This is a genomic window from Paenibacillus sp. P46E, assembly GCF_001909095.1.
In the GTDB taxonomy this organism is placed as follows: Bacteria; Bacillota; Bacilli; order Paenibacillales; family Paenibacillaceae; genus Paenibacillus_AQ; species Paenibacillus_AQ helianthi.
The window spans coordinates 29,565-54,590 of the sequence record NZ_LVYZ01000064.1; the positions used below are offsets into that span (position 1 = coordinate 29,565).

The following is a 25,026-nucleotide window of genomic DNA, read 5'->3' on the forward strand; positions in this document are numbered from 1 at the left end:
GAATGGCGTATGTGCTTTTTGGTTAAATCACCTGCAGGAACTTCCGCACAGCAGCGCTGATGTTGTCTGCTCCGGCAATCGCAGAGATCACAGAGATTCCATCCGCTCCAGCCTTCAATACAGGGGCTGCATTGTCCACGGTGATACCACCGATTCCAACCAGGGGAATGGTAAGTCCGCAGCGGCGCAGCGTCTCTATCACAGCGGTACCCTGGACCGCTTCAGCATCGTCCTTGGAAGAAGTGGGATAGACCGGCCCGACGCCCAGATAATCGGCACCGTCCGCAATAGCCTGTTGGCCTTCTTCCAGCGTATGGGCGGATACCCCGATGATCTTATGTGCTCCCAGCCGCTCGCGGATCGAACGCGCAGGTTCATCCTCCTGACCAACGTGAACACCGTCCGCATCCAGGGCAACTGCCAGTTCAATGTCATCATTTACGATAAAAGGCACCTGTCGCTCCCGGCAATGCTGCTGGAGCTGCCGGGCAAGCTCGACATAGGCCTGGCCGGTAAAAGCGGTCCGGCCTTTTTCGCGATACTGGAATAAGGTAATCCCGCCGTCGATGGCTTCAACGAGTGTCTCCAGAGGGGATTTACGGCAGTTCACACTGCCCATAATGAAATACAGCTTCAACAGTTTGCGCAGATCTTCGCTGTCCATCCGCTGCATCAGCGTTTCCCCCTCAGTCTGTTCTGATAGGCGAAGTGGTTTGTCGGCCCGTGTCCGGAACCTATATTCAAGCCGTCTTCAATGGCTGCGTGGATAAAAGCCTTGGCTGTCTGTATCGCTTCAGGGACCGTTTTGTTTTGGGCAAGTTCGGCAGTGAGGGCGGCGGAGTAGGTACAGCCGGTTCCATGGGTATGTTGTGTAGCAATACGCGGACTTTCCCAATAAGTGAACTTCTCTCCATCGTAAAGAAGGTCAGTCACCATGAGGTTATCTTCATCATCATGGCCACCCTTGAGCACCACGTAACGCGGTCCCATAGCATGAATGAGCCTGGCTGCTGTCTCGCGTTCTGTCATACCGGAAATTTGCATTCCGCACAGAATTTCTGCTTCAGGAATATTGGGTGTTACAGCCAGGGCCAGTGGCAGCAGATAGCGGATCAGTGCCTGCACGGCTTCCTGCCGAAGCAGGGGAGAACCGCCTTTGGCGACCATGACCGGATCAACGACCAGATGGTCCCAGCCATATTGGCGTACCTTTTCAGCAACTACACGGATGAGTCCGCTACTGAACAGCATACCGGTTTTGACAGCATCCGGTGTAAGATCGGTTCCAATGGAATCAAGCTGCGCGGCAAGGGCATCCGCTTCCAGCGGATATACGCCTTGAACGCCTAAGGTGTTCTGTGCGGTAACTGCAGTAAGCGCGGACATGCCGTATACCCCCAGCTCCTGGAAGGTTTTAAGATCGGCCTGAATGCCAGCCCCACCCCCGGAGTCGGAACCGGCAATTGTCAAGGCTTTGAATATTTTATTCCTTGTAGATTCTGTCATAGCAAGGTCTCCTTCCATGAAGCTGATATCATTGTTCCAGACGCTGTATGCGGGAGCGCTCTGCGTATACTTCCGGGGTAACGAGAGCCAGCTGATTCAGGAACTCAATCTGGAAGCTGCCGACTCCCTGGTGGCTTGAACGGTTGGCTGCAATTTCAGCGGCAACGCCATAGAAGGATATAGCTTCTACAGCTGCTTCCAGCCAGGCGCCGCCGCTTGCTGCCAGGAAAGCGCCGACGACTGCACTGAGCAGGCATCCGGTGCCGGTAACCTTAGTCAATACAGGGTGACCGTTGCTGACTACGTAGGTGGTCCTGCCATCTGTGATAACATCCTCTTTGCCGGTGATGATCACCACACAGTTCAGCTTCTGTGCAGCTTTTACAGCTAATGCCACCACATCACCGTCTCCGGTGCCGGCATCCACACCTTTGATGTTCCAGCTCTCGCCTACCACATGGGCAACTTCAGCGACATTGCCGCGCAGTGCGGTGATCTGCATTTGGTTGACCAGCCTATGGGTTACTTCGGTGCGGTAAGCAGTGGCTCCGGCACCTACGGGGTCAAGTACGACCGGCACATGATGACGGTTCGCCGCCTGTCCGGCAATTAGCATCGAATCAATGGCGTAGTCATTGAGTGTACCGATATTTAGCACTACAGCACCAGACATAGCGGCAATATCCGCAACTTCTTCATGCGCATCCGCCATAAAAGGCGAAGCCCCCAGTGCCAGCAGCCCGTTCGCGCTGAAGTTCGCGACCACAATATTTGTAATGTTATGCACCAGCGGATTACTATCCCGCACTTTGGATAAGTAAGACATGAGTATTCCTCCTAAAATTTTTGTCAGCCTTGCTTCTATGAAATTACTTCGTCCAAAACTCGCTCAGGAAGCGTAGATTTAGTTATATGAGCACATCTGAATTCTCATTTACAAGTTAATAAAAGCCTCACCGGTCTTTACCTCGCCATTCAGCAGCCCGTTATCACTAAGCCAGGTTTGTACCTTTTCCCATGATACAGGGTCCTGATAGCCAAACGGCTCACTACCGGCGTCCATCAGGGGCAGCAGCAGCTCCAGGCTTTTGGACTCGATGTCTTTGTCGAGTGGAGCCGTTGCATCCTCATGAGCCAGAAGGAGGTTAAGCGCCTCTTGCGGGTGATCCGCAACGAATTGCTGTCCTTTACGTGCTGCCTGGATAAACTTCTGGATATAGCCTTCAGAATTCTGCAGGCCTTGGTCGCTGGCGACCAAGACTAGCTCATAATAATCGGGGACACCGTAATCGGTTGGGTTCAGCGAAATAACCGGGTGGCCTTCCTTTTCCAGAATCAACTGCTCATGATTAATAAATCCGCCAATAATGCCATCGACACGCCCGGTTGTAATGGCTGGAATCAGGTCAAAACCCACATCGGTCAGGTTTACTGCTCCAGGATCTCCGCCATCGCTTTTGACCATGGTTTTCAGCATAGCTTCATAGAGCGGGATCGAGGAGTATCCGGCATTTTTACCTGCCAGGTCCTTTGGGCTCTTGAGCCCGCTGTCAGCCGGAACCATCAGATGATTTAGCGGATGTCTGACGATCGCAGCAACGGACTTCACCGGAATCTGCTCACCCCGTGCCATCAGCACCTGCGGCTGGTAGCTTAGGGCCAGATCAACCTTGCCTGCAGCTACGAGCTTCAGGGCATCATTGCTGTCGGCGGGCATTTGAATATCCACTGTAAGCCCTTCGTCGGCAAAATATCCGTTTTGCTGGGCCGCGTACAGAAAGGAGTGGACTGCGTTCGGATACCAGTCGAGCATAATCGTCAGCTTGTGGGGCTGCCCGCCTTGATCTGCTGTTGTTGAGCTGGCTTCAGACTTATCATTGCTGTTCCCGCAGCCTGCTGCAGCAAGTCCCAGACACAGAAGCAGCAATAACGGAAGCACAGGGAGTTTCCTTTGTCTAAAGGGAGGTTCAGAAGGGAACAGTTTCATCGATGAATGCCTCTTTTCTGCAAAATAATTTTTTCGAGCAGCACAATAAATAGAAACAGAATGATTCCGAGTGCAGATAAAAGAAATACTGCGGCGAACATTTCCGCACTTTGCAGATTGCCCGCCATCCGGCGGCTGAAATAACCGAGCCCCCGGCTTCCGCCCAGCCATTCCCCGATCGTCGCGCCAATGACGCAGTAGACCATAGAGAGCTTGAGACCAGAGAATAAAGAGGGCAGTGCAGGCGGAATCTGGGTCTTTCGCAGAATTTGCCAGCGGGACGCACCGAGTGTGAGCAACAGTTCTTTGTACATAGCACCGCTTTTACGCAGACCGTCAAAGGTCCCTACTACCACCGGGAAAAAGGCAGTGAGAAAAACCACCGCAACCTTGCTCCAAAGGGTATAACCAAACCACATAATAAAAATGGGTGACAGAGCGATAAGCGGAATGGTCTGACTGATCACCAGCAAGGGGTATAACGCCTTTTCGAGCGGAGTGAACATGTGCATTCCCGTACCCAGTAGCATGCCGCAGGCTGCCGACAGAACAAAGCCGAGCAAAACCTCCTGAAGTGTGGCGGGTAAATGCTCACCGAAGAGCAGCCCGTTCTGCTCCATCAGTGCCGTCCATATAGCCGTTGGAGCCGGGAGAATGAAGGCTGGAACAAGCTTTAGCCGCGCAGCGCACTCCCAGGAAGCTAGGGTGAACAGTACCAGTAAGGCAAAGGGGCCATATTCGCGCAGAAAGGTTCTGCTAATAGATACTCTCATGCAGCCTCCGCTCCAAATTCTCCCGCAAAGTAATAAACTTCGGTTCATAGTTCATCCGGTAATGTCTGGGCCGCGGGATATCCACCAAGAATTCCTGTACACCACCGCTGCCTCCAGACATCAGGTAAATCCGGTCACTGAGCAGCAGCGCCTCCTCCAGATCGTGGGTGATGAACAGAACCGTTTGCTTAAGACTGCCCCACAATTCCAGGAGCCAGCGGTGCAGTTCGCGCTTGGTTATGGCATCCAGTGCCCCAAAAGGCTCATCCAGCAGCATCAGCTCATTTCCGGCGGCAAGGGTGCGGAGCATTGCGACCCGCTGACGCATCCCCCCGGACAGCTCCTGCGGGTAGAGCCGCTCTGTACCTTCAAGGCCAAACCGGTCGAGCATTTCACGGATATTTTTTACAGCTTCTGCTTTGCTGCTCTTTCGCTTCAGCTCCCAGGGCAGCAGGCAGTTGTCCATCACGGTTCTCCAGGGCAGCAGCAGATCCTGTTGTGGCATATAGGCGACCTGGCCCAGACGCGACGCTGGATCGTCAGAGATCATACCGTGAACTTTGAGTTCGCCATCTGTATGCCTTAGCAGACCGGCGATGATTTTGAACAGGGTGCTTTTTCCGCAGCCGCTGGCACCGACAATGGAAATGAATTCGCCCCGGCGGACGTTCATCGAGAGTCCACTGAATACCGGAGTCTGCGGTGAAGCGCTGAAAGCATAGGACAGGTTAGTGATTGAGATCATACTCGTATGTATTAAGCCTCCTTTCATTGGCACGCATCTGCTTCCGGGACTGCGGAAGCACAATAAAGACCCATCCGTCTCCAGGGGAGGCAAATGGGTCTGAAAGGTTCAGGCAGTAGGCTTGAAGCGGCACTGCTGATCGATTCTGTTCCACTTCCCTCCGCTGGTATGATCCAGATCAGGTTCCAAGGGTCCGAAGCTTAAGGCTTCGTCTCAGTCATTAGACTCCCCTAGTGAAATAGCAGGTCAATATTATATTCGCAACTGCTAACAAATATAGCATATTCCAGAATGTTGTCAAAAGAAAGTGTGCTCAGGACCGCTGTAGTCCAGTTACGAATAGGGTTAGAATCCCTTCCAGGATATCCTTTTTGCCCGACCCGTGAAGCTTCTGCTGATAGAGATAAAGATCAGGGCTGAGGACCGCGATCAGAGAAGTTGCGGCAAAATGGGGATCAATAGCAATCAGCTTGCCGTCATCAGCAACCCGCCGCAGACGCTCGGCCATAACTGCGTGTAGCCGCTGGAAAATCGGATGCTCAAACTGGGTAAGCTGTTTCTTGCCCGTGAACTCAGACTTAATCATCTGCAGCAGCTCAGCATGCTGGTCTATGAATTCTACAACCTGTTCAATACTGCTCCGAAGCTCCCCGATGGAACTGCCCACTCCTTCAGTGGCTTGGAGCTCCTGCTCCAATCGGGCAAGAAAACGATCGGAGCTGGTGGAGAGCAGGGCAGAGCAAATTTCACCTTTGTCCGTGAATCTGCGGTATAGCGAACCCTGGCCGATTCCTGCCCGCTTGGCTATGCCGTACATACTGACTGCTTCCAGACCGTTCTCAGTAAAAAGCGCACGGGCGGCTTCAAGAATACGCTGGACATAAGGGTCCTGATTATTCCGGGAGGAGGATGGATTTGGTGGTGGTGTTAGGTTTGAGGATGGATTGCTGCCTTGTTCTCTCGGGTTCATGACAGGCTCCTTTCAGAAATACAGTATATATTTACAGGAAATATGTGAACTCCATTGACAGAGCGGACAATTGTCCGTAGACTGAAAAAAGTATTATCGGACAGTTGTCCGTTCGAAGATATATTATATCGATTAAGCTGTGCTGAGGTCAATAAGTCCATCTGCGCAGTTCAATTCAGGAGGAGACAGAGAATGGAGCAATCGCTTAAACCGGAGGCCGATTTTCGCCTGTCAAGCATTCTGGTTCCGCTGCTGGCCATCATTGCAGGTGTATTCATGGTGGTGCTCGACAGTACGGCTATGAATGTGGCTTTGTCAACGCTGGTCAAGGATTTTAATACGGATTTAAATACATTGCAATGGATTGTGACCGGGTACATGCTGGCCCAGGCCTCGGTGATCCCGTTGTCCGGCTGGCTGTCTGACCGCTTCGGGGCCAAGACTGTTTTTCTGACTGCAGTTATCGTATTCACTATGGGTTCAATTCTCTGTGCAACACCAAGCCGTGCAGAATGGCTGATTGCGTTCCGCGTCCTGCAGGGTCTGGGCGGAGGCTGTGTGCTTCCTGTCGGGATGGCATATGTATACAAACTGGCACCCAAGAGTAAGGTAGGCGTAGTCATGGGGATCATGGGTATTCCGGTGCTGTTCGCTCCGGCTATCGGTCCCGTGCTGTCCGGCTGGCTGGTAGAGTATCATTCCTGGCGCTGGATCTTCCTCATTAATATTCCCATCGGGATCATTTGTCTTCTGATTGGTTCCCGCAAGCTGCCTCAATCGGAACGCAGCCAGGTACCAGGGATGGATAAGCTTGGAATCATTCTTGGGCCCCTTGCCTTTGCTTCTCTGTCTTACGGAGTGAGCCAGGGAGCGGACAGCTGGACTTCGGACAAAACTCTGATCGGTCTATCCCTCGGTGCTGTGGCCTTAATCGCTTTTGTCATTACAGAGTTTCGTTCGGAGACACCGCTGCTGGAACTGCGTATTCTGCGTTCGGTCGATTTCAGCACAGGGATAGTTGTACAATGGATTGCACAGTTCGGCTTGTACGGTGCGCTGTTTCTGCTCCCGCAGTTTCTTCAGCAGGCCCGCGGCTTCGGGGCATTTGATACGGGACTTACCCTGCTGCCCCAGGCGATTGCCTCTGGCCTTATGATGCCCATAGCCGGGATATTGTTCGACAAGATCGGAGTTCGCTGGCTGGTGGTGTGCGGACTCAGCCTGGTTTCAGGTGCGTTGTACCAATATTCTCATGTGGATCTTACGACACAGAGCAAGGACCTGATTCTGCCGCTGATCATGTGCGGTGCAGGCATGGGAATGATGGTAATGCCAATGAATACACATCTGCTCAATAAGGCGCCAAGTCAATTGGTTAACCGCGTCACTTCCTTGACCAATTCCATGCAGCAGGTAATCAACTCTCTGGCTGTTTCCACACTGGTAACCATCCTGACCTCAAGAGCGGCAGCGCGCGGGGCGGAAATGAAAGAGGCTGCCGCTGCAGCCGGCAAGAGCGCGGCAGAAGCTTCGCCTGAAGCTTTGAAGTTGGCTACACAAACCGTTCTTGCCAGAGGATTTGATGATACTTTTCACATTATGATTTTTGTTGCTCTGGGCGGTGCTGTGCTGGGCTTGCTCCTGCGGAGAGGTCGCAGGGGCGGCGAAGACGGCTCGAAGTCAAAGGTGCAGCCTGAAATGATGCATGGTTAGTTTCTGTAAATACAGTTAAATAACATATGGGTTAGTGTGAATTTCTCCGTTCAGCATTCAGGTGCTGCGGGGATTTTTTATTGTATAGGCTTTATTAAGACTGCGAAGCTGTTTCCACTTTTTGTACCTGATTTCTCTGGGGAATTTAACATGTTATGGGGTAAGCTATCTCAATACCGGCAGGCTTAAGATAAGGAGAATAGCGGTTCAAACGCTTACATCATAATTCCGATGTTTATTATCGGAAAAACTATTGACTCCGCTGATGTGACGGTGTTACTATTCAACTTGCCGATGAACATCCGGTACATACAGAGAATGAGACGAGAGGGGTTATCGATTTATGAAAAAACTTAGTCTGACTATCCTATTGCTGCTTACTGTGGTGCTTGTAGCTGCTTGCGGCAATAATAACAATAATGCCGGAGGCAAAAATTCAGCAGCCGAGTCTTCGGCAGCACCCACTGAAGGAGCTGCAGCGCCAGCGGAACAAAACAGCCTGGAGGCCATCAAAGCCAGCGGTAAGCTGCGTATTGGGACCGAGGGCACCTATGCACCATTTACCTTCCATGATGCTTCCGGCAAGCTAACCGGCTTTGACGTAGAGATCGCTGAAGAGGTGGCCAAGCGGCTGGGAGTACAAGCGGAATTTTTCGAAACCCAGTGGGACGGCATTTTTGCCGGGATGGACGCGAAGCGCTTTGATGTTATCTTTAATGAAGTTTCCATTACTGACGAACGCAAGGTGAAGTACGATTTCTCGGAACCTTATATTGTCTCCAAAGCTGTGCTGATTGTGGGCGAGAAGAATGAAGATATCAAGACCTTCGCTGATCTGAAAGGCAAGAAAGCCGGCCAGTCTATGACCAGTAATCTGTCCGATATCGCCCGTAAGAACGGAGCGGAGATTGTGGCAACAGACGGTTTTAATCAAGCTATTGACCTGCTGACCTCTGGGCGCATTGATGCAACTGTGAATGACGGTCTGTCTTATCTGGATCTGAAGAAGCAGAAACCGGATGTGAAAATAAAGGTTGTTGACGAAATTGCAGAGGGCTCTCAGAGTGCGGCTGTCTTCCTGAAAGGCAACGATGAACTGGTAGCCGCTGTGAGTGAAGCTCTGGCAGCTATGAAGAGTGACGGTTCATACCTGAAGATTTCCGAGAAGTATTTTGGCGCTGACGTTTCCAAATAATAACAGGTAGACGAGGGCGGTCGAGGCCGCCCATAGTCTAGAGAAGGATGTCTGAACTATGGATGACCGCAAAATACAAATTTTCCTTGATTCGATGCTGCCCCTGCTCAAAGCCGGGGTGGCTTTTACCATTCCGCTGGCTGTCGTTTCATTTATCTTGGGGCTTCTGCTGGCAGTATTGACCGCACTGATCCGTCTGTCCCCATGGACCCTGCCGAAGCTAATCGCCCGCTTTTACGTTTGGATAATCCGGGGCACACCTCTCCTGGTGCAACTGTTTATTATTTTTTACGGCTTGCCGGCGGTAGGCATCATACTAGATCCCTTTATTGCTGCTACGATAGGATTCACGCTGAGCGTGGGCGCGTATTCCTCCGAGATTGTGCGGGCCGCGATTCTGTCTATACATAAAGGCCAATGGGAAGCAGCATTCTCTGTCGGAATGACACGGGGACAGGCGCTGCGCAGAGTTATTCTCCCTCAGGCGGCACGTGTTTCGGTTCCACCGTTGTCCAATTCTTTTATCAGCCTTGTTAAGGACACTTCGCTTGCAGCGACAATCACTTATGTTGAGATTTTCAAAACAGCGCAGCAGATTACGGCAACCACCTATGAACCGCTGCTGTTATACTGTGAAGCGGCTCTGTTTTATCTGCTGTTTTGTTCCGTGCTGTCCGTTCTGCAAAATTACCTGGAGAAGCGGCTCGACCGTTACTCGGCGAGATAAGGAGGAGTACCCGTGATTGAAATTCGTGACTTGCACAAATCGTTCGGCTCCCTCCAAGTGCTGAAGGGTGTAGACCTCACCATTGAACATGGCAAAGTACTAGTTATTATAGGCCCCTCCGGATCTGGAAAAACAACGCTGCTCCGCTGCTTCAATCTGTTGGAACAGCCAGACCAGGGAAGCCTGTCGCTGGCTGATCTGAAGCTGAATTTCACAGCCGGCGGCAAAATCCCCCAGCGTTCGATACTTGCACTCCGCCAGCGGACCGGAATGGTCTTTCAGTCCTATAATTTGTTCCCGCATATGACCGCATTGGGGAATGTGATGGAGGGCCAGGTTACCGTTCAGAAACGTTCCAAAGAGGAAGCCCGCAAGAAGGGCATCGAGTTGCTCACCAAGGTTGGCCTTGCAGACAAGGTGGATGCTTACCCGCATCAATTATCAGGCGGGCAGCAGCAGCGTGTAGCTATTGCGCGGGCGATGGCTGTGGAACCTGAAGTGCTGTTGTTCGATGAACCTACATCGGCACTTGATCCTGAGCTGGTAGGCGAGGTCTTGAAGGTAATCAAGCAGCTTGCCGCCGAAGGCATGACGATGGTGATTGTTACCCATGAGATGAAATTCGCCGCGGATGTGGCGGATCAGATTATATTGATGGATGACGGTGTGATCCTGGAGCAGGGGACACCGGCTGAAGTGCTGGAGCATACAACAAATCCGCGTGCGCTGCAGTTCCTGAACCGGCTTAGCGGAGAGGACATCTAATCTGGTTATTAACAAAAAAGGCAGTCCGGAAGAAAGTCCGGGACTGCCTTTTTGCAAATATAAGGATTTACATGTTTCACACTATAAATCATCCTTCTATTTCTCGCTGAAACGGATACCTGAGGGGGTGTCCCATAAGCCATGAAATGGCTGGGACGCCCCTTGTTTTTAGAGTTGGATAGACGGTTGCGCTTGGTGAGGACGCTCCGCGAACGAAACGTTGTTCCAATCGCTGTGGTCTCCAGATTTTTTCATTCCCCTTAGCGGTGAAAATCCGGAGACCAAGGCGAACGCTGCCGCTTTTCCGCAGGTCATTCCGTTCTCTCCGCTGTTTAAGTGGGAACCGTATCTACAATCCTTCTAAAATCATAAAAAAAGAAACCTTTCTTTGGTAAAATGGAAGTGCGGCCAACCATTTTCAATCAAGGAGAGGTTTCTTTTGTACATTCAATATACCATGGACAAACTTTACTTGCCAATGGATATGGAAGAAGATATTCCCGAAAACCACCTCGTTCGTGTCGTAAATGCTGCTGTCAATCGATTAGACTGTCCAAAGAAAATAAAGTATTAGACTGAAAAATAAAGTGTTAGACTGGGAAAACAAAGTATTAGACTAGCTGACGCTTCATTCTAACGGAGAACGTTAGCTCAATAAAATCCAGAAACATCAAACCACACCTGCAAAGAAATAGCCACACCGTGGTTCTAGTAATTTCGCTAATATAATACTATGATTTCGATGAATGGGTTACCGATAGAGATTTATGTCGAGCGACACCTTATAAAGTGAGAAATGAATGGAGATGAAATCTATGATTAGAGTTGCGAAATTGGAGGATAGAAAAGATATATCCAAATTATTGATGCAATTAGGCTACCCGGACACCGAATTTTTTATTAAAGAGAACATGGAAAGGCTTCTTGCTGACCCCAATGAAGAATTGATGGTTTATGAAGCTGAAGGAAGGGTTACTGCCTGTATTTCCCTGCATTATATCCCACAATTGGGTATGAAAGGAGATATCGCATCAATTAGTTATTTTGTTGTGGACTCTTCTATTAGAAGTAAAGGAATTGGAAAGGAATTAGAGGAATTTGCCTCTGCCTCTGCCAGAAAAAGGGGATGTGACAGTATCCAAGTTCATTGTCATTCCAGAAGAATAGATGCTCATAAATTTTATGAGAGACAAGGTTTTAAGGAGGCTCCTAAGTACTTTTCAAAAATGTTAGACAAATGACAGACCACTTTTAGTAAACAAACAGCAAAGTTTTAATAGAGAGCTAAAGAGAGCGAGTGGTTCAGAGTACCCAAAAGCCGTTCAACTAACGGGAAACATTTGTTTAATAACAATAGCGGCAGTCCTTGTTCTGCCGCTGCTACTTTTAATGAGTCAGTCTTATACTTATTTATTAAAAGTTAACGATTATCAAACTCAGAAACCGTGTCAAATCAACAAATACAGTCTAACACTTTATTTTCTTTTAACATAGACGACGCCATCTTTGACGCTGCCTACCCTGGCGGCGGCCGCGACAGCTACCACCCCAAAATGCTCACCAAAGTAATCATCTACGCCTACACCCAGCGCATTTATTCCTCCCGGCAAATCGCCAAAGCGGTCCGAGAAAACATTCCCTTTATGTGGCTGGTGGGACGGCAGCGCCCGGATTTCCACACGCTTAACCGCTTTCGTTCTCAGCGGATGAAGGACGTCCTTGAAACCGTATTTACCGCCGTGTTTCAGTTTCTGGCGGACGAGAAATACATCTCCCTGGAGCATTATTTTGTGGATGGAACCAAAATCGAGGCGAACGCCAATCGCTACACCTTCGTATGGGGTAAAGCTGTTAGTAAACATAAGGCCAAGCTGCAAGCAAAGGTACATGCATTGTTTGTCGATATTGAGGCCGTAGAGAAACAAGAATAACAGGAACACCGTGGCCAGGACCTGAGCGAACTTGGCGAGTCCGCCGAGATCGGCAGGGAGAAACTCGAACAAATGACCTAGGCGCTAGAGTCGCAACTGCTGGAGAAGCCCAAGGACAAACCACTGAAAAAAGCCGTTCAGAGGCTTCGCAAGGATTTGATGCCCAGGCTGTTAAAGTACGAACAGTACCAAGTACTGCTCGGTGACCGGAACAGCTTCAGCAAGACAGACCCGGATGCAACCTTTATACGGATGAAGGAAGATCACATACGAAACGGTCAGCTCAAACCGGGTTACAATGTACAGATCGGAACCGAATACCAGTTTATATTAACATACAGTCTACATCCAAGACCTACCGATACCCGTTGTTTATGGCCGCATATGGAAAAAGCAAGGCGGATCTTGGGGAAACTTCCGCAGACAGTGATTGTGGATGCAGGCTACGGTAGTGAAGAGAACTATGCGTATTTGGAAAACGAACACGTGAAGGCCGTGGTCAAATACGGTAGCTACCACAAAGAAAAGAGCAAAGCGTGGAAAGAGAATATTGGAAAGATTGAGAACTGGACGTACGATGAAGCCGAGGATACATGGAAGTGCCCAGCCGGACAAATGCTGCATTTCCGCAAGGTAAGCAAGGAAACGTTAGAGAGTGGATATGAAATTCGAAAACGTCATTATCGTAGCGAAAGTTGTGACGGTTGCCTACTGAAGGAACGTTGTACAAGGTCGACAGGAAATCGGGAAGTCGTCGTCAGTTTGGAACGACTGCGATACCAGAAACAGGCTTGGGAAATTTTACGGAGTGAAGACGGTTACGCCTTGGTTGTGCGGAGGATGACGGAACCGGAAAGTGTGTTTGAACAACTGAAGAATAACCGGGGATTCCGGCGCTTCCTGCTTCGAGGGATGGAGAAAGTGACCCTCGAAGTCGGTTGGCTTGCCCTTGCCCATAATCTGCTAAAGCAAGCAGCCAATGACCAAAAACGCAAAGCAGCGATCCTCCAATAACGGGAGAATCGCTGCCTTGCTATCGTTTTACGGTTTTTAAAACAAAAGAACGGTCCCATTCGTAGAAAATTCTACTTATGGGACACCCCCGCTTCGGAAGCATATGTTTTTAAAAGGACGGCGAAGCCGTTTCCACTTGGTGCGCCAATGGGGATGCCATTAGCAGGACAGAACGAGCAAAAGGGTCTACTTTGTATTTAGCTTTGTGGAACAATATCCGTTTTGGATTTCAGGTATTCCAGAGCATTATAGAGCATAACAGCTGCTTCAGCACGTGTAATTTCACTTTTCGGATTGAACTTGCCGCCTTCATCCAGAGTGTTGATCTTGTATTTCAGCGAGCGCTGAATGCTGCCCTGGAAAGACGGGTTCAAGGCATCCGCATCTGAAATGTCGGCTGGGACAATGTTGATCATTGGCAGATTGCCCACTTTTTCTATACCCTGAATCAGCAGATTAGTGAATAATTCTTTGGTCATTGGCTTCGCTGGGTCGATATCCGCAGGAATTTCAATCCCGTTGTAGTGGGCGTTGATAAAAGCTTCCGCGTACCAGGCGTTGTCTTTCACCTTGGTGAACGTGTTGCTTGCGAGCGGCGCCTTGTTGAAGTCGATAGCCGCAAGGCTTAGCTGAAGGCCGCCTGAGATGAACTGTATGCCCTGAGCGGTGGTTACTTTGGAACCCGGAAGGAACTGGGTGTCAGAGATGCCCTTGATCAGGCCTTGATCCTTTAGGGAAATGATTTTGTCTTTGCCGGTAACGCTGTCAATATCCTTGAAGCTGCTGTCAGCGGCAAAGATGGGGCCGGCGACTGAGAAAGTAAGAAGCGATACACTGGTGATCGCTGCAAAAGCGCTCTTTTTGAAGTTCATATTGTTGTCCACCTTTGTCTATAGGATGCAGGCCGCTTGGCCTTATTCAACTCCTTAGACGCGACAGAATATGGAAAGGTTGCAGACCGCTAAATTTAGACTACGGGAATATAAATCGTGATGCGCATGTGCTCAGGAAAAGAAGAGTTCACCACATCCGTGATTTCGAAATCGGGGCCTTCCCGACGTTCATAGCCGGAATTCGGCAGCCAGGTTCCATAAATATAGTTGCGGGTCGTTGCAGTGAGTGAGGCGGGTCCATAAGCTTTGAACATCGCATACTTTCCTGCGGGGAGAACCAATCGCACATAATTCCTGTCCGGCAATTCTGCACTTTCCGTTACTGCCTCACCTACGACGAAGGAGAAGTCGCCGTTGTCCTTATAATCACATGAGATACCGTAGGACATTCCCGGAGAAACCTTATCCGGGATAGGCATAAACCGTCCGTTTCGTCCAAAATCATCGTAGAATCCGGGAATATCTTCATAGTGGCCGTCTCCGTCCAGGCTGGTTTTGTATCTATAGCCGATAATAGGGGTGTCATCTAGCTGAATCATGGTTGGTTTGTCCATTCGTTCTACATCTCCTTTGGTGTTTTTTGGCAGCTCCAGAAAGTTGATCTTGTGCAGGGATTCGGTGGTCAGATCCAGAGATTTCCGGTACTTGCCAGGAGTCACACCTGCGTAGCTTTGAAAAGCTCTTGTGAAGGCTTCCTGGGACTGATATTGGCAGGCCAGGGAAATTTGCAGCACACTTTCGCTGGTGTGACGCAGCAGCTTCGCCGCTTCGGTAAGTCGCCGCTTGCGAATATATTCGTGTACGGTGAAGCCGGATACCGCCAGGAACATACGCTGGAAATGGAAGGGTGAAAAGCACGCTTTGCCAGCAATCTCAGCAATCTGCAGTTCGTCCTGCAAATGATCTTCAATGTAGTCCAGTGACAGCTGAATTCTGTGATAATAACTCATCCGATTCATCCCCTTACATGTAGAGTACAAAGTCTATTATGGAATATTCTTAATAATTTTTTTTGATGGTTTGTGCGAAAATTCAATACGTAATGGTATAATCATGTCAGGCCCTTTTCTTTGGTGGGTATTTTTGTTATGCTTAATTCGTAACGATTACTAATTATAATCGCAATCCTCGCTTCCGGAAAGGTGGGAGACCCAAGGTGAACCCGATTGTTAATATCAGTCAGCAATTTGCTGCACAAAACTATAAATTGACTCCTCAGCGAGAAGCCATTGTCAAAGTCCTGCTGGATAATGAGAAGGACCATTTAAGTGTGGAAGAAGTATATATGCTGGTTAAGGCCAGCTATCCACATCTTGGTCTTGCGACGGTGTACCGGACTCTGGAACTGCTATGTGAACTTCATATTGTGGAAAAGATGAATTTTGGCGATGGGGTAGCACGATATGATTTGCGCGGTGACGATCATGCCCATATGCACCATCACCTGATTTGCAATGTATGCGGCAGGCTGGAGGAAATTAAGGAAGATTGGCTTCAAGACCTGGAGCTCCGGCTGGAACAGGAATATGGGTTCAATGTTACGGACCACCGGCTCGACTTCAAAGGCACCTACAATACATGCAAACGAAGCGGCTGCAAAGGAGAAAAGGATTGCCAGGCGGTCTCATGAGGTTGGCGCTGGTATGAGGCATCTAGCAGATGAATGATATAGCTGGTGGAATTTCTGCCCACAAGTGGAAACGGCATTTCAAGAGCCTGATCATTGCGCTCTGAAATGCCGTTTTTGATTTTTTTAGGGCCTGTTGGGTACAAAAGATTTGATCCATGTTCCGAAGCTGCCCGGATTGCGGGACTGCACCAGCACAACACCTTCGCCGCGGAACCGGCAGACCAGGGCTTCCCCGCTTGTTAAGCTGTTTAACCAGCCGGAGGCTGCTTTTTCCACCTTGTATTCCATATAATCCGGCCAGGCCACCAGATGTCCGTTATCAATAATCATTTCCTCGCCCGGTTCCAGGTTAATGGCATGTATCGCTCCGAATGATGAGAGGAACACGGTGCCGCTGCCGCTGATCTCAACGATGAAGAATCCTTCCCCGGAGAACAGCCCCCGCGTCAGATTCTGCATTTTTGTATTGACCTGAATGCCATGGGTTCCGGCGAGAAATCCGTCCTTTTGCACATATAGCTTGTACGATCCGTCCAGCTCTATGGCCTGAATGTCACCAATGGATCCCGGAGAGAGCAGGACTTCACTTTGCCCTCTTGTTGCCGTCAGTTCCTGGAAGAAAAACTTTTCCCCGCTCAGCATTCTTCCCAGTCCCCTCATCAGGCCGCCGTCGACAGTACCTCTGATTTCCACAGTGGGGGACATGGCGACCATCGCACCCATCTCTGCTTTGACACTTTCACCAGGATTCAAATACACCTTAAGCATAGCAAAAGCACCTTCGTACAATACATCGTATTTCATGAATTCCCTCCGCATCTGTAGTTACTGGCTTTCCCAGTACTCCACTGTTTTGCCCGTCCGGCGGGCGTACTCAATCTCTTTGCGTGTACTTTCACCGATATACCCGTTCACATGAATGACCATAATTCCATCTGACATTTTGATTTTGCTGTAATGGAGCTGTTCGAACAGATGCGCCTCATCTGCTGTAATATGAATGCCTTCGCTCTGTTCAAAGAATCCCAGACTCAGCACGATTACGCCTTGGCGGGTTAAAGCGGCATTAGCAGCCTCGAACTGAGGTTTGAACTTGGTGGAACCGCATAAGGTAATGATCCTCGGACGTTCATGATTCTTCATGGAATCTTCCTTTTTAGGGATATACTTGTACCATCAAGAATACTGTACCCGGAGCTGCTTGTGCAAGCGGACGCCGGCAGGCAGAATGATTATAATCAACTTTACAGGGAAATCCTCAAGCGAATATGTTAAAGTTAAAATATCAGCAGCCCAGATACCTAACTGTTGAACATTCAGATTTCAAAAGGAGTGCAAGCGCATATGGCACGCACAAAAACACAAAAAGCTCTGCTGAGGGCAGAACGCTCCGGCACCTGGTGCGCGGAACGAAACCGCAGGCAAAATGATCAGTACGGCGTGATATCCCAGCATGTCCGGGTCACCCCAAGCAAGCAGCAGAAACTGAATAAAGTCAAACACAAGGAGCGGATCTTTCAGGATGGCGCTCCTTTTGCATGTCTGGAGAATATAGCTAAATTCACCATTGTTGTGATTCAGAAGTATTGGACGAAATCCAAGGTATAAATACCATTGATTCGCCAGTACAGACCCAGGCAGGTTCGGATTACGGCAGTGAGGCCATTTCGGTCTGCCGGCTATAGGCACGGTATTGCTTGGGTGACATCCCGAAACGTCCCCGGAATAAACGGTGGAAATAAGTATAATTTGCAAAGCCGCATGTCTCAGAGACATGCTCCAGCGGCATAGGGCTGAAGGTGATCCGTTCCCGTGCCATATCCAGCCTGACGTCGTTTACATATTTGACAATGGTGGTGCCAAAAGCCTCCTTAAACAGATGAACCGCGCGGGAGACCGATATATCCACATGTCCGGCCACATCCTCAAGACGGAACGGATAAGCCGCATGCTCCTCGACATATTGCTTCATGCGGTACGCCAGATAGCCTTTGGGTGAAATCGCTGGCTGTTCAGACATCAGGCGGTCGATTTCAAGGCATAAGATCTGCAGATAACAAGCTGAGATCTCTGGTGAAGGATTGGATAAACGGCGCTGCTCCAGCACGATTTGGCGGAACAGGCCCAGGAAATAGTCGCTGAGCGGCATGGGGAGAACCAACGGGCGCTGTTTGCGGGTCCACCATTCTTCAATCCAGGGCCCTCCGCAGAAAATATGATAGTCGCCGCTTTCAATGCGGGGCTTCCCCACGGGATAGCTCTCTTTGTCGATGCTCAGATAATAAGGATCGCTTGGAGCGAACAACATTAGATCGCCACTCTCTACGGTGGTGAGAACACCATCAACCATGGTCCGGCTACGTCCTTCAGTCTGCAGACGCAGGAGATAATACTGGACGCTGTCACCACCCGACATATGGAATGGCTTGCGGTGCACTGAGAATCCTGCTGACAGGATATGGCAAGGTGCTGTTTGTGTCATAGGTCCTCCTGGTGATGGAATAGGGTATTGAAATGATAAGCAGATTGTTCATGTTTTAATCATATTCTTCATTTTATTATATACGCTTTCATATTACTATGGACCTGAGCAAAAAACATATAAATAATGTGGAGGGGGCTTTATAGCGGCTCTGAAAGCTACATAGGTACGCATATGGAACATGAGGGATAAGGGAGACAGATATTGGGCATTCAGTTGCTTGCAGCCCTTTTGTTCAGGTGAGTCATGTGATGTGGCACCACAGGGACGATAAGAAGCAGGATAGATATGGAAGTACAATCCAAACCATTAGGAGTGAGGTAAACATGCTGAAGATCGGCTTGCAGCTGTATACGCTGAGAGAAGAACTGGAACAGGATTTTGAAGGAACACTCCGCAAGGTAGCGGAGCTTGGATATGCCGGGGTGGAATTTTATCATTTCTTTGGACGGACGGCAGAAGAAGTGGTTGTGCTGCTTCAGGAAACGGGTCTTACTGCGCTCGGCGCACATCGTCCATATGATGCAATGCTGAATGACACGGAGCAGGAAATCAGCTTCAATCTGGCTATTGGCAACCGCAATCTGATTGTGCCTTATCTGACTGAAGAGCAGCGCAATTGGGAAGAGGTTGCAGCGAATTTGCGGATTATCGGAGAGAAGTGCAGCGCTCGCGGCGCCGTTCTTTCTTATCATAATCATGATTTCGAATTCACGGAGCAATTCGGCGGACGGACCGCTTTTGACGGTATCTTCGAGGAAGTGCCTGCCGATGTGCTGAAAGTGGAAATGGATACGTGCTGGGTATACTATGGCGGCTATGACCCGGTAGAATATATCAGCAAATATGCCGGACGACTGCCGATTATCCATCTGAAGGATATGAAAAAACGCGAAGACGGATCGGCAGAGACGGTTGTACTGGGCGAAGGGGAAGTGAATCTGGCTGCGATTCTGGAAGCCGCTGATGCAGCGGGTGCGGAATGGGCCGTAGTAGAACAGGATTATTGCAGCCGTTCAGCGCTTGAAAGTGTAGCGGACAGCCTGAAATGGGTTAAATCATATGCCAATCAAGGAGGAAAAGTTCATGTCTAACAAACTCAAAATTGCTATTATCGGTTGCGGTGGTATCGCAAACGGCAAACATATGCCAAGTCTGTCCCGTCAAAAAAATGCCGAAATGGTGGCTTTTTGTGACATCGTAGAGGAACGTGCACAGGAAGCGGCGAAAACTTATGGGACTGAGGATGCAGCGGTCTACACAGATTTCCGGGAGCTTCTGGCAAAAGGCGGATTTGATATCGTTCATGTATGTACGCCTAATGACAGTCATTCCGTGATCTCGGTAGCAGCGCTTGAAGCCGGCAAACACGTAATGTGTGAAAAGCCAATGGCAAAGACAACAGCCCAGGCTCAGGAAATGCTGGATGCTGCACGCCGTACAGGCAAAAAGCTCTCCATCGCATACCAGAACCGCTTCCGTTCGGACAGTGAATATCTGAAGGGCCTCTGTGAGAGTGGAGAACTGGGTGAGATTTATTACGGCAAGGCTATTGCGCTGCGCCGCCGTGCGGTTCCTACGTGGGGAGTATTTCTGGATGAAGAGAAGCAGGGAGGAGGCCCGCTGATCGATATCGGGACACATGCGCTTGATTTGACCCTGTGGCTGATGGATAATTATAAACCTCGGATGGTAGTCGGTTCGACATTCCACAAGCTGGGACAGAAGAAAAACGCGGCAAATGCCTTCGGTCCTTGGGATCCTGAACAATTCAAGGTAGAAGATTCCGCCTTTGGATTTATTACTATGGAAAATGGAGCGACTATCTCTCTGGAATCCAGTTGGGCACTGAATGTGTCCGAGTTCCGTGAAGCTCAAACTTTACTTGCAGGCACAGAAGGCGGGGCAGATATGAAGGATGGTCTCCGTTTGAATGGAGAGCGTGCGGGACGTCTGTACGAGACCAAAGTGGATCTCTCCTCCGGCGGTGTAGCCTTCTACAGCGGAGAAGCGGAGAGTGAAGCAGATCGTGAAGCCCGCTTGTGGCTGGAAGCAGTAATTGAAGACAAAGAACCCGTTGTAAAACCGGAGCAAGCTTTTGTAGTTACGCAAATTCTTGAAGCAATCTATGAATCGGCACGGACTGGCCGTGCGGTGTATTTTGACGAAAGTTCAGACAAATAACTGGCAAAGTTAACGTCTATCGAAACAGGAGTGGAGACCATGAGTTCACAGAAGCATACAATCGTCATCGTTGGCTATGGCGGAATGGGAAGCTATCACACACAATTGATTGAGGAGAACGGCCGCCTGGAGGTGGCCGGAACGTTCGATCTGCTGGAGGAACGCCGCAGTGCTTCGGTAAAAGCGGGATATACGGCTTATGCCAGCTATGAGGAGGTTCTGGCTGATCCGAAGGTTGGAACCATACTGATTGCCACACCTAATGATGTACACAAAGAAATCGCCATTGCAGCTTTTAGAGCCGGTAAGCATGTGGTCTGCGAGAAGCCGGTGGCATTATCCTCGGATGAATTCAATGAAATGCTTGAGGCGGCTGAAGCCGCCGGACGTATCATGATGGTGCATCAGAACCGCCGGTGGGACGAAGACTTCAGGATCATCAAGGAAATGTATGAGCATAACACGATCGGTCCTCTGTTCCAGCTTGAATCGCGTGTGCACGGAGCCAATGGCATCCCCGGTGACTGGCGGCACGTGAAGGCACAGGGCGGTGGCATGCTGCTGGATTGGGGTGTTCATCTGCTGGATCAGTTGTTGTTCATGATTGACAGTAAAGTGACCAGCGTGAGCAGCAGCTTAAGCTTCATTCTGGGCAATGAAGTGGATGACGGCTTCGAGGCGCTGCTGCAATTTGAGAATGGCATCAAGGCTGTCGTGGAAGTAGGAACAACCAACTTTATTACGCTGCCAAGATGGTATGTAAAAGGTACTGAAGGTACCGGAATTATTGAAGATTGGTCATTAACGGGACGGATCGTTACCCGCAACCAGGAGAGCGAAAGACGGGAGCCTACCCCAATCCGCGCCGGTGTGGGCCTTACGAAGACCATGGCTCCACCATCAGAAGGGGCGACGGTTACAGATGTGCTGCCGACAGCAGTGGAACTGTCCTCCAGCTTCTATACCAATTTTGCCGATGTCATTGAGGGAACGGCAGAGCCGATTGTCAAAAATGCTGAGGTCATGCGGGTGCTGAAGCTGATCGAGGCGATATTTGCAGCGGCTGAAACCAATCAGACCATTAAGGATTTTGACGTATATTGAAATGAATGCTTATCATGAATGAGAGGCGGCAGAACAATGAAACTTGGAGTATTTATGGTGCTTTTCGGCGGTCGCAAGCTGGAGGACGCGCTGGATTATGTAGCTTCCAAAGGACTTAAGGCTGTAGAGATCGGCACTGGAGGCAATCCGGGTAACAGCCACTGTGATCCCAAGCTCCTGCTGGAGAATGAGACTGCACTCAAAGAATTCAAGCATGCGGTAGAGTCTCGCGGTCTGATGATTAGTGCACTGAGCTGCCACGGTAATCCACTGCATCCGCAAAAAGAGCTTGCCCGTAAGGATCACGAGGATTTTGTCAATTCGGTCAAACTGGCGCAGAAGCTTGGTGTTGCTGTTGTGAACACCTTTTCGGGTTGCCCGGGCGATCATGAAAATGCAAAATACCCGAACTGGCCGGTAGCTCCATGGCCGAATGACTACCAGGAGATTCTGACCTGGCAGTGGGAGAACAAAGTGATCCCTTATTGGACAGAATGGGGCGCGTTTGCCTCGCAGCATGATGTGAAGATTGGTCTTGAGCTGCATGGAGGCTTCTCTGTGCATACGCCCGCTACTCTTCTGCGTCTCAGAGAGGCAGCAGGTGAAGTGATCGGCGCGAACCTTGATCCGAGCCATATGTGGTGGCAGGGCATTGATCCAGTGCAGGCCATTCATATCCTGGGACGTCAGGGTGCAATTCATCATTTCCATGCCAAAGATACCGTGATTGATCCGGTAAATGTGAATATGTATGGTTTGACCGACATGCAATCTTATACAAATATGCTGGACCGGGCCTGGCAGTTCCGTTCGGTGGGCTATGGCCATGATGTGAAGGTCTGGGCGGATATCATCAGTGCGCTCCGCTTGGTTGGCTATGATTATGTGGTCAGTATTGAGCACGAGGATGGACTGATGTCTATTGAAGAAGGATTCTCCAAAGCGGTAGACAATCTCCGCCAGGTACTAATTGAGGAACCGCTTGCCGATATGTGGTGGGTCTAAACAAATGGAGAGTTTTACTAAAGTCAAATTGGATGATCAGCAGCTGAGAACTTTAGTAACGGGTACGTTTGGAAAGGATACTTCGATCATCAGCAGCAAGGAGTTGACCGGAGGTTTTTTTAATACTGCCTACGATCTTGAATTATCGGACGGACGATCCGTGATTCTGAAGGTCGCACCCTCTGAAGAGACAGCAACGCTGAGCTACGAAAAAGACATCATGCGAGCAGAAGTGGAGGCACTTCGTCTGGTTCTGGCAGCAGGCAGCGTTCCGGTGCCGGCCGTATATGGATTCGATGAGAGCTGCAAATGGATTAGAAGTCCTTATTTCTTCATGGAAAAGGTTGAAGGGATGCCCTACAATGAGGTCAAAGATAGCCTCACGGATGAAGTGAAGGCCTCCATTGAACTGGAGCTGGGCCGCTATCAAAGGCTAATAAATGAGATAAAGGGCGGGCACTTTGGGCTTTTTGGGGAGTCTCCTGATGGAACAGGAAGAACCTGGCGTGAGACCTTCACGAAGATGATTCATAATGTGCTGGACGATGGTCAAAGACTGGGGGCTGCGCTCCCGTCTTCGTATGACGAAATTAGGCAGGGGCTGGAGAAGTATCTGCCTGCACTTGATGAGGTAACCGAACCGCGCCTGATTCACTGGGATCTGTGGAATGGCAATATCTTTGTCCAAGACGGTGCGATTGTCTCGATTATTGACTGGGAACGCGCGCTGTGGGGGGATGTCCTGCTCGAATATTACTTCCGGCACTTTGAGAATTCTCCGGCATTCTTGGAGGGTTATGGTGCGGTGTTTGACAGTCCGGGCGAGCAGCTCCGTATCAGGCTGTACGACCTGTATCTTGATCTGATTCTGGTCATCGAATATTACTCCAGGCAATATAAGGATGAGAATCATATTCGCTGGGCGTTTGATAATTTGCAGGAAACCTTGAAAGACTTTGTGAACACAGCGGAAGTATAAATGTGAAAAAGCGGAAGGCCGGTTCTCACAGGAGACACCGGTCTTCTTGCCTGTGGAATGCAGCAGCGGCCTTGAACGGGGCCGTGTGTAATTTTGCTATACTGTTGCGGTTCGTGTATATTTTGTTAGGGATGAACGCGTTTGCTTCGGCATCGCCGGTTTTCAGAAAATTCTTGACGTAAGCACATGTAAATAGATAAAATAATACTTATTGCGTGTTTTTTACGTATTGAGAATCATTATCGTAATTTGAAAAGAAACGAGAGGGTGACAGGATGGAGCGCCTTTTAGAGGTAAAAGACCTGGCTATATCATTCAGAACACGCGGAGGCGAAGTACAAGCGATCCGTGGTGTAAGCTTTCATGTGAATAAAGGGGAAACACTGGCGATCGTGGGCGAATCCGGTTCCGGTAAGAGCGTAACTTCGCAGGCGGTCATGAAGCTGGTTCCCCAGCCGATGGGTGAATACAAGCGCGGACAGATTTTGTTCGACGGGCAGGACCTGATTGGTAAAAATGAAAAGCAAATGCAGAAGATCCGCGGGAAAGAAATCGGAATGATTTTTCAGGACCCGATGACCTCGCTGAATCCGATGATGAAGGTTGGTAAGCAAATTACCGAAGTGCTGTTCAAGCATGAGAAAATCTCCAAGGATGCTGCGTACAATCGCGCGGTCGAACTGCTGAATCTCGTAGGGATACCTTCACCGGAACGCCGTTTTCAGCAATATCCGCATGAGTTCAGCGGTGGGATGCGCCAGCGTGTGGTAATTGCCATGGCACTTGCAGCCAATCCTAAGCTTCTGATTGCCGATGAGCCAACCACTGCGCTAGATGTAACGATTCAGGCACAAATCCTGGATCTGATGAAGGATCTTCAGAAGAAAATTGATACGGCAATTATCTTCATTACCCATGATCTCGGGGTTGTAGCCAGAATGGCTGACCGTGTTGCGGTAATGTATGCCGGTCAGATTGTTGAAATGGGCACAGCGGAAGAAATCTTCTATGACCCAAGACATCCGTATACCTGGGGTCTGTTGGCTTCCATGCCAAGTCTGGAAAGTAAGGGTTCTTTGCTTACTGCGATTCCCGGAACGCCTCCGGATCTGATCAAGCCGCCGAAGGGCGATGCTTTTGCACTCCGCAGCACTTATGCGATGCAGATCGATATGGAGAAAGAACCTCCAATGTACAAGGTGTCCGACTCTCATCTGGTGAAATCCTGGCTTATGCATCCAATGGCGCCAGCGGTTGAGCCGCCTGAAGTGGTGAAGAAAAGACGGCGTGTCCTTAGCAATGCTTATCCGCAACCGATTCTGGTAGAGAACGCCGGAGAATATTAATATATTAAATGTAAGCGCCAAGCTCCCTTAAGGGCTTGGCGCTTTTTTGCGTTAAATAACGGTTTAAAGTTTATATA

At 49.7% G+C, this 25,026-nt stretch carries 25 protein-coding genes, 1 pseudogene and 1 riboswitch; of the genes and pseudogenes, 14 read left to right on the plus strand and 12 right to left on the minus strand.

What is annotated here, in order from left to right; all coding sequences use genetic code 11:
• Window positions 1–22 precede the first annotated feature (22 nt).
• The 7 genes from thiE to A3849_RS24105 form a co-directional block, all read right to left on the minus strand.
• Window positions 23–673: a thiamine phosphate synthase gene (gene thiE / locus A3849_RS24075; protein ID WP_074113668.1), complete on the minus strand. Its 651-nt coding sequence runs from the start codon at window positions 671–673 to the stop codon at window positions 23–25.
• The gene (gene thiD, locus A3849_RS24080; protein WP_074113669.1) at window positions 673–1,506 is read right to left on the minus strand and encodes a bifunctional hydroxymethylpyrimidine kinase/phosphomethylpyrimidine kinase; all 834 of its coding nucleotides are present in this window, start codon (window positions 1,504–1,506) and stop codon (window positions 673–675) included. The genes thiE and thiD overlap by 1 nt, the downstream gene beginning before the upstream one ends.
• Before the next feature lie 28 nt (window positions 1,507–1,534).
• Complete coding sequence (thiM, locus tag A3849_RS24085; RefSeq protein ID WP_256700896.1) at window positions 1,535–2,350, minus strand: hydroxyethylthiazole kinase; 816 nt, start codon at window positions 2,348–2,350, stop codon at window positions 1,535–1,537.
• A gap of 90 nt (window positions 2,351–2,440) precedes the next feature.
• Complete coding sequence (locus A3849_RS24090; RefSeq protein WP_074113671.1) at window positions 2,441–3,493, minus strand: ABC transporter substrate-binding protein; 1,053 nt, start codon at window positions 3,491–3,493, stop codon at window positions 2,441–2,443.
• A complete protein-coding gene (locus A3849_RS24095; RefSeq protein WP_074113672.1) occupies window positions 3,490–4,266 on the minus strand; it encodes an ABC transporter permease in 777 nt (258 codons plus the stop codon). Before A3849_RS24095 ends, A3849_RS24090 begins: the two co-directional genes overlap by 4 nt.
• A complete protein-coding gene (locus tag A3849_RS24100) occupies window positions 4,250–5,038 on the minus strand; it encodes an ABC transporter ATP-binding protein (protein WP_256700893.1) in 789 nt (262 codons plus the stop codon). The genes A3849_RS24095 and A3849_RS24100 overlap by 17 nt, the downstream gene beginning before the upstream one ends.
• A gap of 111 nt (window positions 5,039–5,149) precedes the next feature.
• A riboswitch (TPP riboswitch) is annotated at window positions 5,150–5,253 on the minus strand.
• A gap of 71 nt (window positions 5,254–5,324) precedes the next feature.
• On the minus strand, window positions 5,325–5,981 hold the full coding sequence (locus A3849_RS24105) for a TetR/AcrR family transcriptional regulator (protein ID WP_074113673.1): 657 nt from the start codon (window positions 5,979–5,981) through the stop codon (window positions 5,325–5,327).
• 192 nt (window positions 5,982–6,173) lie between these two features.
• Between A3849_RS24105 and A3849_RS24110 the strand changes: the two genes are divergently transcribed.
• The 6 genes and pseudogenes from A3849_RS24110 to A3849_RS34110 form a co-directional block, all read left to right on the plus strand.
• Window positions 6,174–7,694, plus strand: a complete 1,521-nt coding sequence (locus A3849_RS24110) for a DHA2 family efflux MFS transporter permease subunit (RefSeq protein WP_074113674.1) — start codon at window positions 6,174–6,176, stop codon at window positions 7,692–7,694.
• Window positions 7,695–8,037: 343 nt separating this feature from the next.
• The gene (locus tag A3849_RS24115) at window positions 8,038–8,889 is read left to right on the plus strand and encodes an amino acid ABC transporter substrate-binding protein (protein WP_074113675.1); all 852 of its coding nucleotides are present in this window, start codon (window positions 8,038–8,040) and stop codon (window positions 8,887–8,889) included.
• Between the two features lie 58 nt (window positions 8,890–8,947).
• Window positions 8,948–9,616, plus strand: a complete 669-nt coding sequence (locus A3849_RS24120) for an amino acid ABC transporter permease (RefSeq protein ID WP_074113676.1) — start codon at window positions 8,948–8,950, stop codon at window positions 9,614–9,616.
• A 12-nt stretch (window positions 9,617–9,628) separates the two neighbouring features.
• Window positions 9,629–10,381: an amino acid ABC transporter ATP-binding protein gene (locus A3849_RS24125; RefSeq protein ID WP_074113677.1), complete on the plus strand. Its 753-nt coding sequence runs from the start codon at window positions 9,629–9,631 to the stop codon at window positions 10,379–10,381.
• A gap of 815 nt (window positions 10,382–11,196) precedes the next feature.
• Window positions 11,197–11,622 carry a GNAT family N-acetyltransferase gene (locus tag A3849_RS24130; RefSeq protein WP_074113678.1) on the plus strand — a complete coding sequence of 142 codons (426 nt, stop codon included), beginning with the start codon at window positions 11,197–11,199 and terminating at the stop codon, window positions 11,620–11,622.
• A gap of 249 nt (window positions 11,623–11,871) precedes the next feature.
• Window positions 11,872–13,326: pseudogene (locus A3849_RS34110) on the plus strand (IS1182 family transposase); the annotation flags it as partial.
• Between the two features lie 197 nt (window positions 13,327–13,523).
• On the opposite strand, the gene A3849_RS24140 reads toward A3849_RS34110, so the two are convergent.
• Together A3849_RS24140 and A3849_RS24145 are read right to left on the minus strand one after the other, a co-directional pair.
• Complete coding sequence (locus A3849_RS24140; protein WP_074113679.1) at window positions 13,524–14,198, minus strand: S-layer homology domain-containing protein; 675 nt, start codon at window positions 14,196–14,198, stop codon at window positions 13,524–13,526.
• A 95-nt stretch (window positions 14,199–14,293) separates the two neighbouring features.
• The gene (locus A3849_RS24145) at window positions 14,294–15,169 is read right to left on the minus strand and encodes an AraC family transcriptional regulator (RefSeq protein ID WP_074113680.1); all 876 of its coding nucleotides are present in this window, start codon (window positions 15,167–15,169) and stop codon (window positions 14,294–14,296) included.
• A 206-nt stretch (window positions 15,170–15,375) separates the two neighbouring features.
• Here A3849_RS24145 and fur point away from each other — a divergent pair, with 206 nt between their 5' ends.
• Window positions 15,376–15,849 (plus strand): ferric iron uptake transcriptional regulator, encoded by a 474-nt coding sequence (gene fur / locus A3849_RS24150; protein ID WP_074113681.1) that lies wholly within the window; start codon window positions 15,376–15,378, stop codon window positions 15,847–15,849.
• A 123-nt stretch (window positions 15,850–15,972) separates the two neighbouring features.
• Here the strand turns inward: fur and A3849_RS24155 are convergent, their stop codons facing one another.
• Both A3849_RS24155 and A3849_RS24160 read right to left on the minus strand, forming a co-directional pair.
• Window positions 15,973–16,653, minus strand: a complete 681-nt coding sequence (locus A3849_RS24155) for a TIGR00266 family protein (protein WP_074113682.1) — start codon at window positions 16,651–16,653, stop codon at window positions 15,973–15,975.
• Between the two features lie 21 nt (window positions 16,654–16,674).
• Window positions 16,675–16,992 carry a hypothetical protein gene (locus A3849_RS24160; RefSeq protein WP_074113683.1) on the minus strand — a complete coding sequence of 106 codons (318 nt, stop codon included), beginning with the start codon at window positions 16,990–16,992 and terminating at the stop codon, window positions 16,675–16,677.
• A gap of 201 nt (window positions 16,993–17,193) precedes the next feature.
• On the opposite strand from A3849_RS24160, the gene A3849_RS24165 reads away from it, so the two are divergent.
• Window positions 17,194–17,457, plus strand: a complete 264-nt coding sequence (locus A3849_RS24165) for a hypothetical protein (RefSeq protein WP_074113684.1) — start codon at window positions 17,194–17,196, stop codon at window positions 17,455–17,457.
• Between the two features lie 40 nt (window positions 17,458–17,497).
• Here A3849_RS24165 and A3849_RS24170 read toward each other — a convergent pair whose 3' ends face one another.
• The gene (locus tag A3849_RS24170) at window positions 17,498–18,331 is read right to left on the minus strand and encodes an AraC family transcriptional regulator (protein ID WP_074113685.1); all 834 of its coding nucleotides are present in this window, start codon (window positions 18,329–18,331) and stop codon (window positions 17,498–17,500) included.
• A gap of 326 nt (window positions 18,332–18,657) precedes the next feature.
• Here A3849_RS24170 and A3849_RS24175 point away from each other — a divergent pair, with 326 nt between their 5' ends.
• The 6 genes from A3849_RS24175 (at window position 18,658) to A3849_RS24200 (ending at window position 24,949) form a co-directional block, all read left to right on the plus strand.
• Window positions 18,658–19,425 (plus strand): sugar phosphate isomerase/epimerase family protein, encoded by a 768-nt coding sequence (locus A3849_RS24175; protein WP_074113686.1) that lies wholly within the window; start codon window positions 18,658–18,660, stop codon window positions 19,423–19,425.
• The gene (locus A3849_RS24180) at window positions 19,418–20,515 is read left to right on the plus strand and encodes a Gfo/Idh/MocA family protein (RefSeq protein ID WP_074113687.1); all 1,098 of its coding nucleotides are present in this window, start codon (window positions 19,418–19,420) and stop codon (window positions 20,513–20,515) included. The genes A3849_RS24175 and A3849_RS24180 overlap by 8 nt, the downstream gene beginning before the upstream one ends.
• A gap of 39 nt (window positions 20,516–20,554) precedes the next feature.
• On the plus strand, window positions 20,555–21,619 hold the full coding sequence (locus tag A3849_RS24185; protein ID WP_074113688.1) for a Gfo/Idh/MocA family protein: 1,065 nt from the start codon (window positions 20,555–20,557) through the stop codon (window positions 21,617–21,619).
• Between the two features lie 36 nt (window positions 21,620–21,655).
• The gene (locus A3849_RS24190) at window positions 21,656–22,624 is read left to right on the plus strand and encodes a sugar phosphate isomerase/epimerase family protein (protein WP_074113689.1); all 969 of its coding nucleotides are present in this window, start codon (window positions 21,656–21,658) and stop codon (window positions 22,622–22,624) included.
• A gap of 4 nt (window positions 22,625–22,628) precedes the next feature.
• Entirely contained in the window at window positions 22,629–23,603 is a 975-nt protein-coding gene (locus tag A3849_RS24195; RefSeq protein WP_074113690.1) for a phosphotransferase family protein, read from the plus strand.
• A gap of 275 nt (window positions 23,604–23,878) precedes the next feature.
• Window positions 23,879–24,949: an ABC transporter ATP-binding protein gene (locus tag A3849_RS24200; RefSeq protein WP_074113691.1), complete on the plus strand. Its 1,071-nt coding sequence runs from the start codon at window positions 23,879–23,881 to the stop codon at window positions 24,947–24,949.
• Window positions 24,950–25,026 lie beyond the last annotated feature (77 nt).

Coding starts and splice junctions, on each gene's coding strand:
- thiE (WP_074113668.1), bottom strand. CDS start 673: ATGCAGCGGATGGACAGCGAAGATCTGCGCAAACTGTTGAAGCTGTAT.
- thiD (WP_074113669.1), bottom strand. CDS start 1,506: ATGACAGAATCTACAAGGAATAAAATATTCAAAGCCTTGACAATTGCC.
- A3849_RS24090 (WP_074113671.1), bottom strand. CDS start 3,493: ATGAAACTGTTCCCTTCTGAACCTCCCTTTAGACAAAGGAAACTCCCT.
- A3849_RS24095 (WP_074113672.1), bottom strand. CDS start 4,266: ATGAGAGTATCTATTAGCAGAACCTTTCTGCGCGAATATGGCCCCTTT.
- A3849_RS24100 (WP_256700893.1), bottom strand. CDS start 5,038: ATGAAAGGAGGCTTAATACATACGAGTATGATCTCAATCACTAACCTG.
- A3849_RS24105 (WP_074113673.1), bottom strand. CDS start 5,981: ATGAACCCGAGAGAACAAGGCAGCAATCCATCCTCAAACCTAACACCA.
- A3849_RS24110 (WP_074113674.1), top strand. CDS start 6,174: ATGGAGCAATCGCTTAAACCGGAGGCCGATTTTCGCCTGTCAAGCATT.
- A3849_RS24115 (WP_074113675.1), top strand. CDS start 8,038: ATGAAAAAACTTAGTCTGACTATCCTATTGCTGCTTACTGTGGTGCTT.
- A3849_RS24120 (WP_074113676.1), top strand. CDS start 8,948: ATGGATGACCGCAAAATACAAATTTTCCTTGATTCGATGCTGCCCCTG.
- A3849_RS24130 (WP_074113678.1), top strand. CDS start 11,197: ATGATTAGAGTTGCGAAATTGGAGGATAGAAAAGATATATCCAAATTA.
- A3849_RS24140 (WP_074113679.1), bottom strand. CDS start 14,198: ATGAACTTCAAAAAGAGCGCTTTTGCAGCGATCACCAGTGTATCGCTT.
- A3849_RS24145 (WP_074113680.1), bottom strand. CDS start 15,169: ATGAGTTATTATCACAGAATTCAGCTGTCACTGGACTACATTGAAGAT.
- A3849_RS24155 (WP_074113682.1), bottom strand. CDS start 16,653: ATGAAATACGATGTATTGTACGAAGGTGCTTTTGCTATGCTTAAGGTG.
- A3849_RS24160 (WP_074113683.1), bottom strand. CDS start 16,992: ATGAAGAATCATGAACGTCCGAGGATCATTACCTTATGCGGTTCCACC.
- A3849_RS24165 (WP_074113684.1), top strand. CDS start 17,194: ATGGCACGCACAAAAACACAAAAAGCTCTGCTGAGGGCAGAACGCTCC.
- A3849_RS24170 (WP_074113685.1), bottom strand. CDS start 18,331: ATGACACAAACAGCACCTTGCCATATCCTGTCAGCAGGATTCTCAGTG.
- A3849_RS24175 (WP_074113686.1), top strand. CDS start 18,658: ATGCTGAAGATCGGCTTGCAGCTGTATACGCTGAGAGAAGAACTGGAA.
- A3849_RS24180 (WP_074113687.1), top strand. CDS start 19,418: ATGTCTAACAAACTCAAAATTGCTATTATCGGTTGCGGTGGTATCGCA.
- A3849_RS24185 (WP_074113688.1), top strand. CDS start 20,555: ATGAGTTCACAGAAGCATACAATCGTCATCGTTGGCTATGGCGGAATG.
- A3849_RS24190 (WP_074113689.1), top strand. CDS start 21,656: ATGAAACTTGGAGTATTTATGGTGCTTTTCGGCGGTCGCAAGCTGGAG.
- A3849_RS24195 (WP_074113690.1), top strand. CDS start 22,629: ATGGAGAGTTTTACTAAAGTCAAATTGGATGATCAGCAGCTGAGAACT.
- A3849_RS24200 (WP_074113691.1), top strand. CDS start 23,879: ATGGAGCGCCTTTTAGAGGTAAAAGACCTGGCTATATCATTCAGAACA.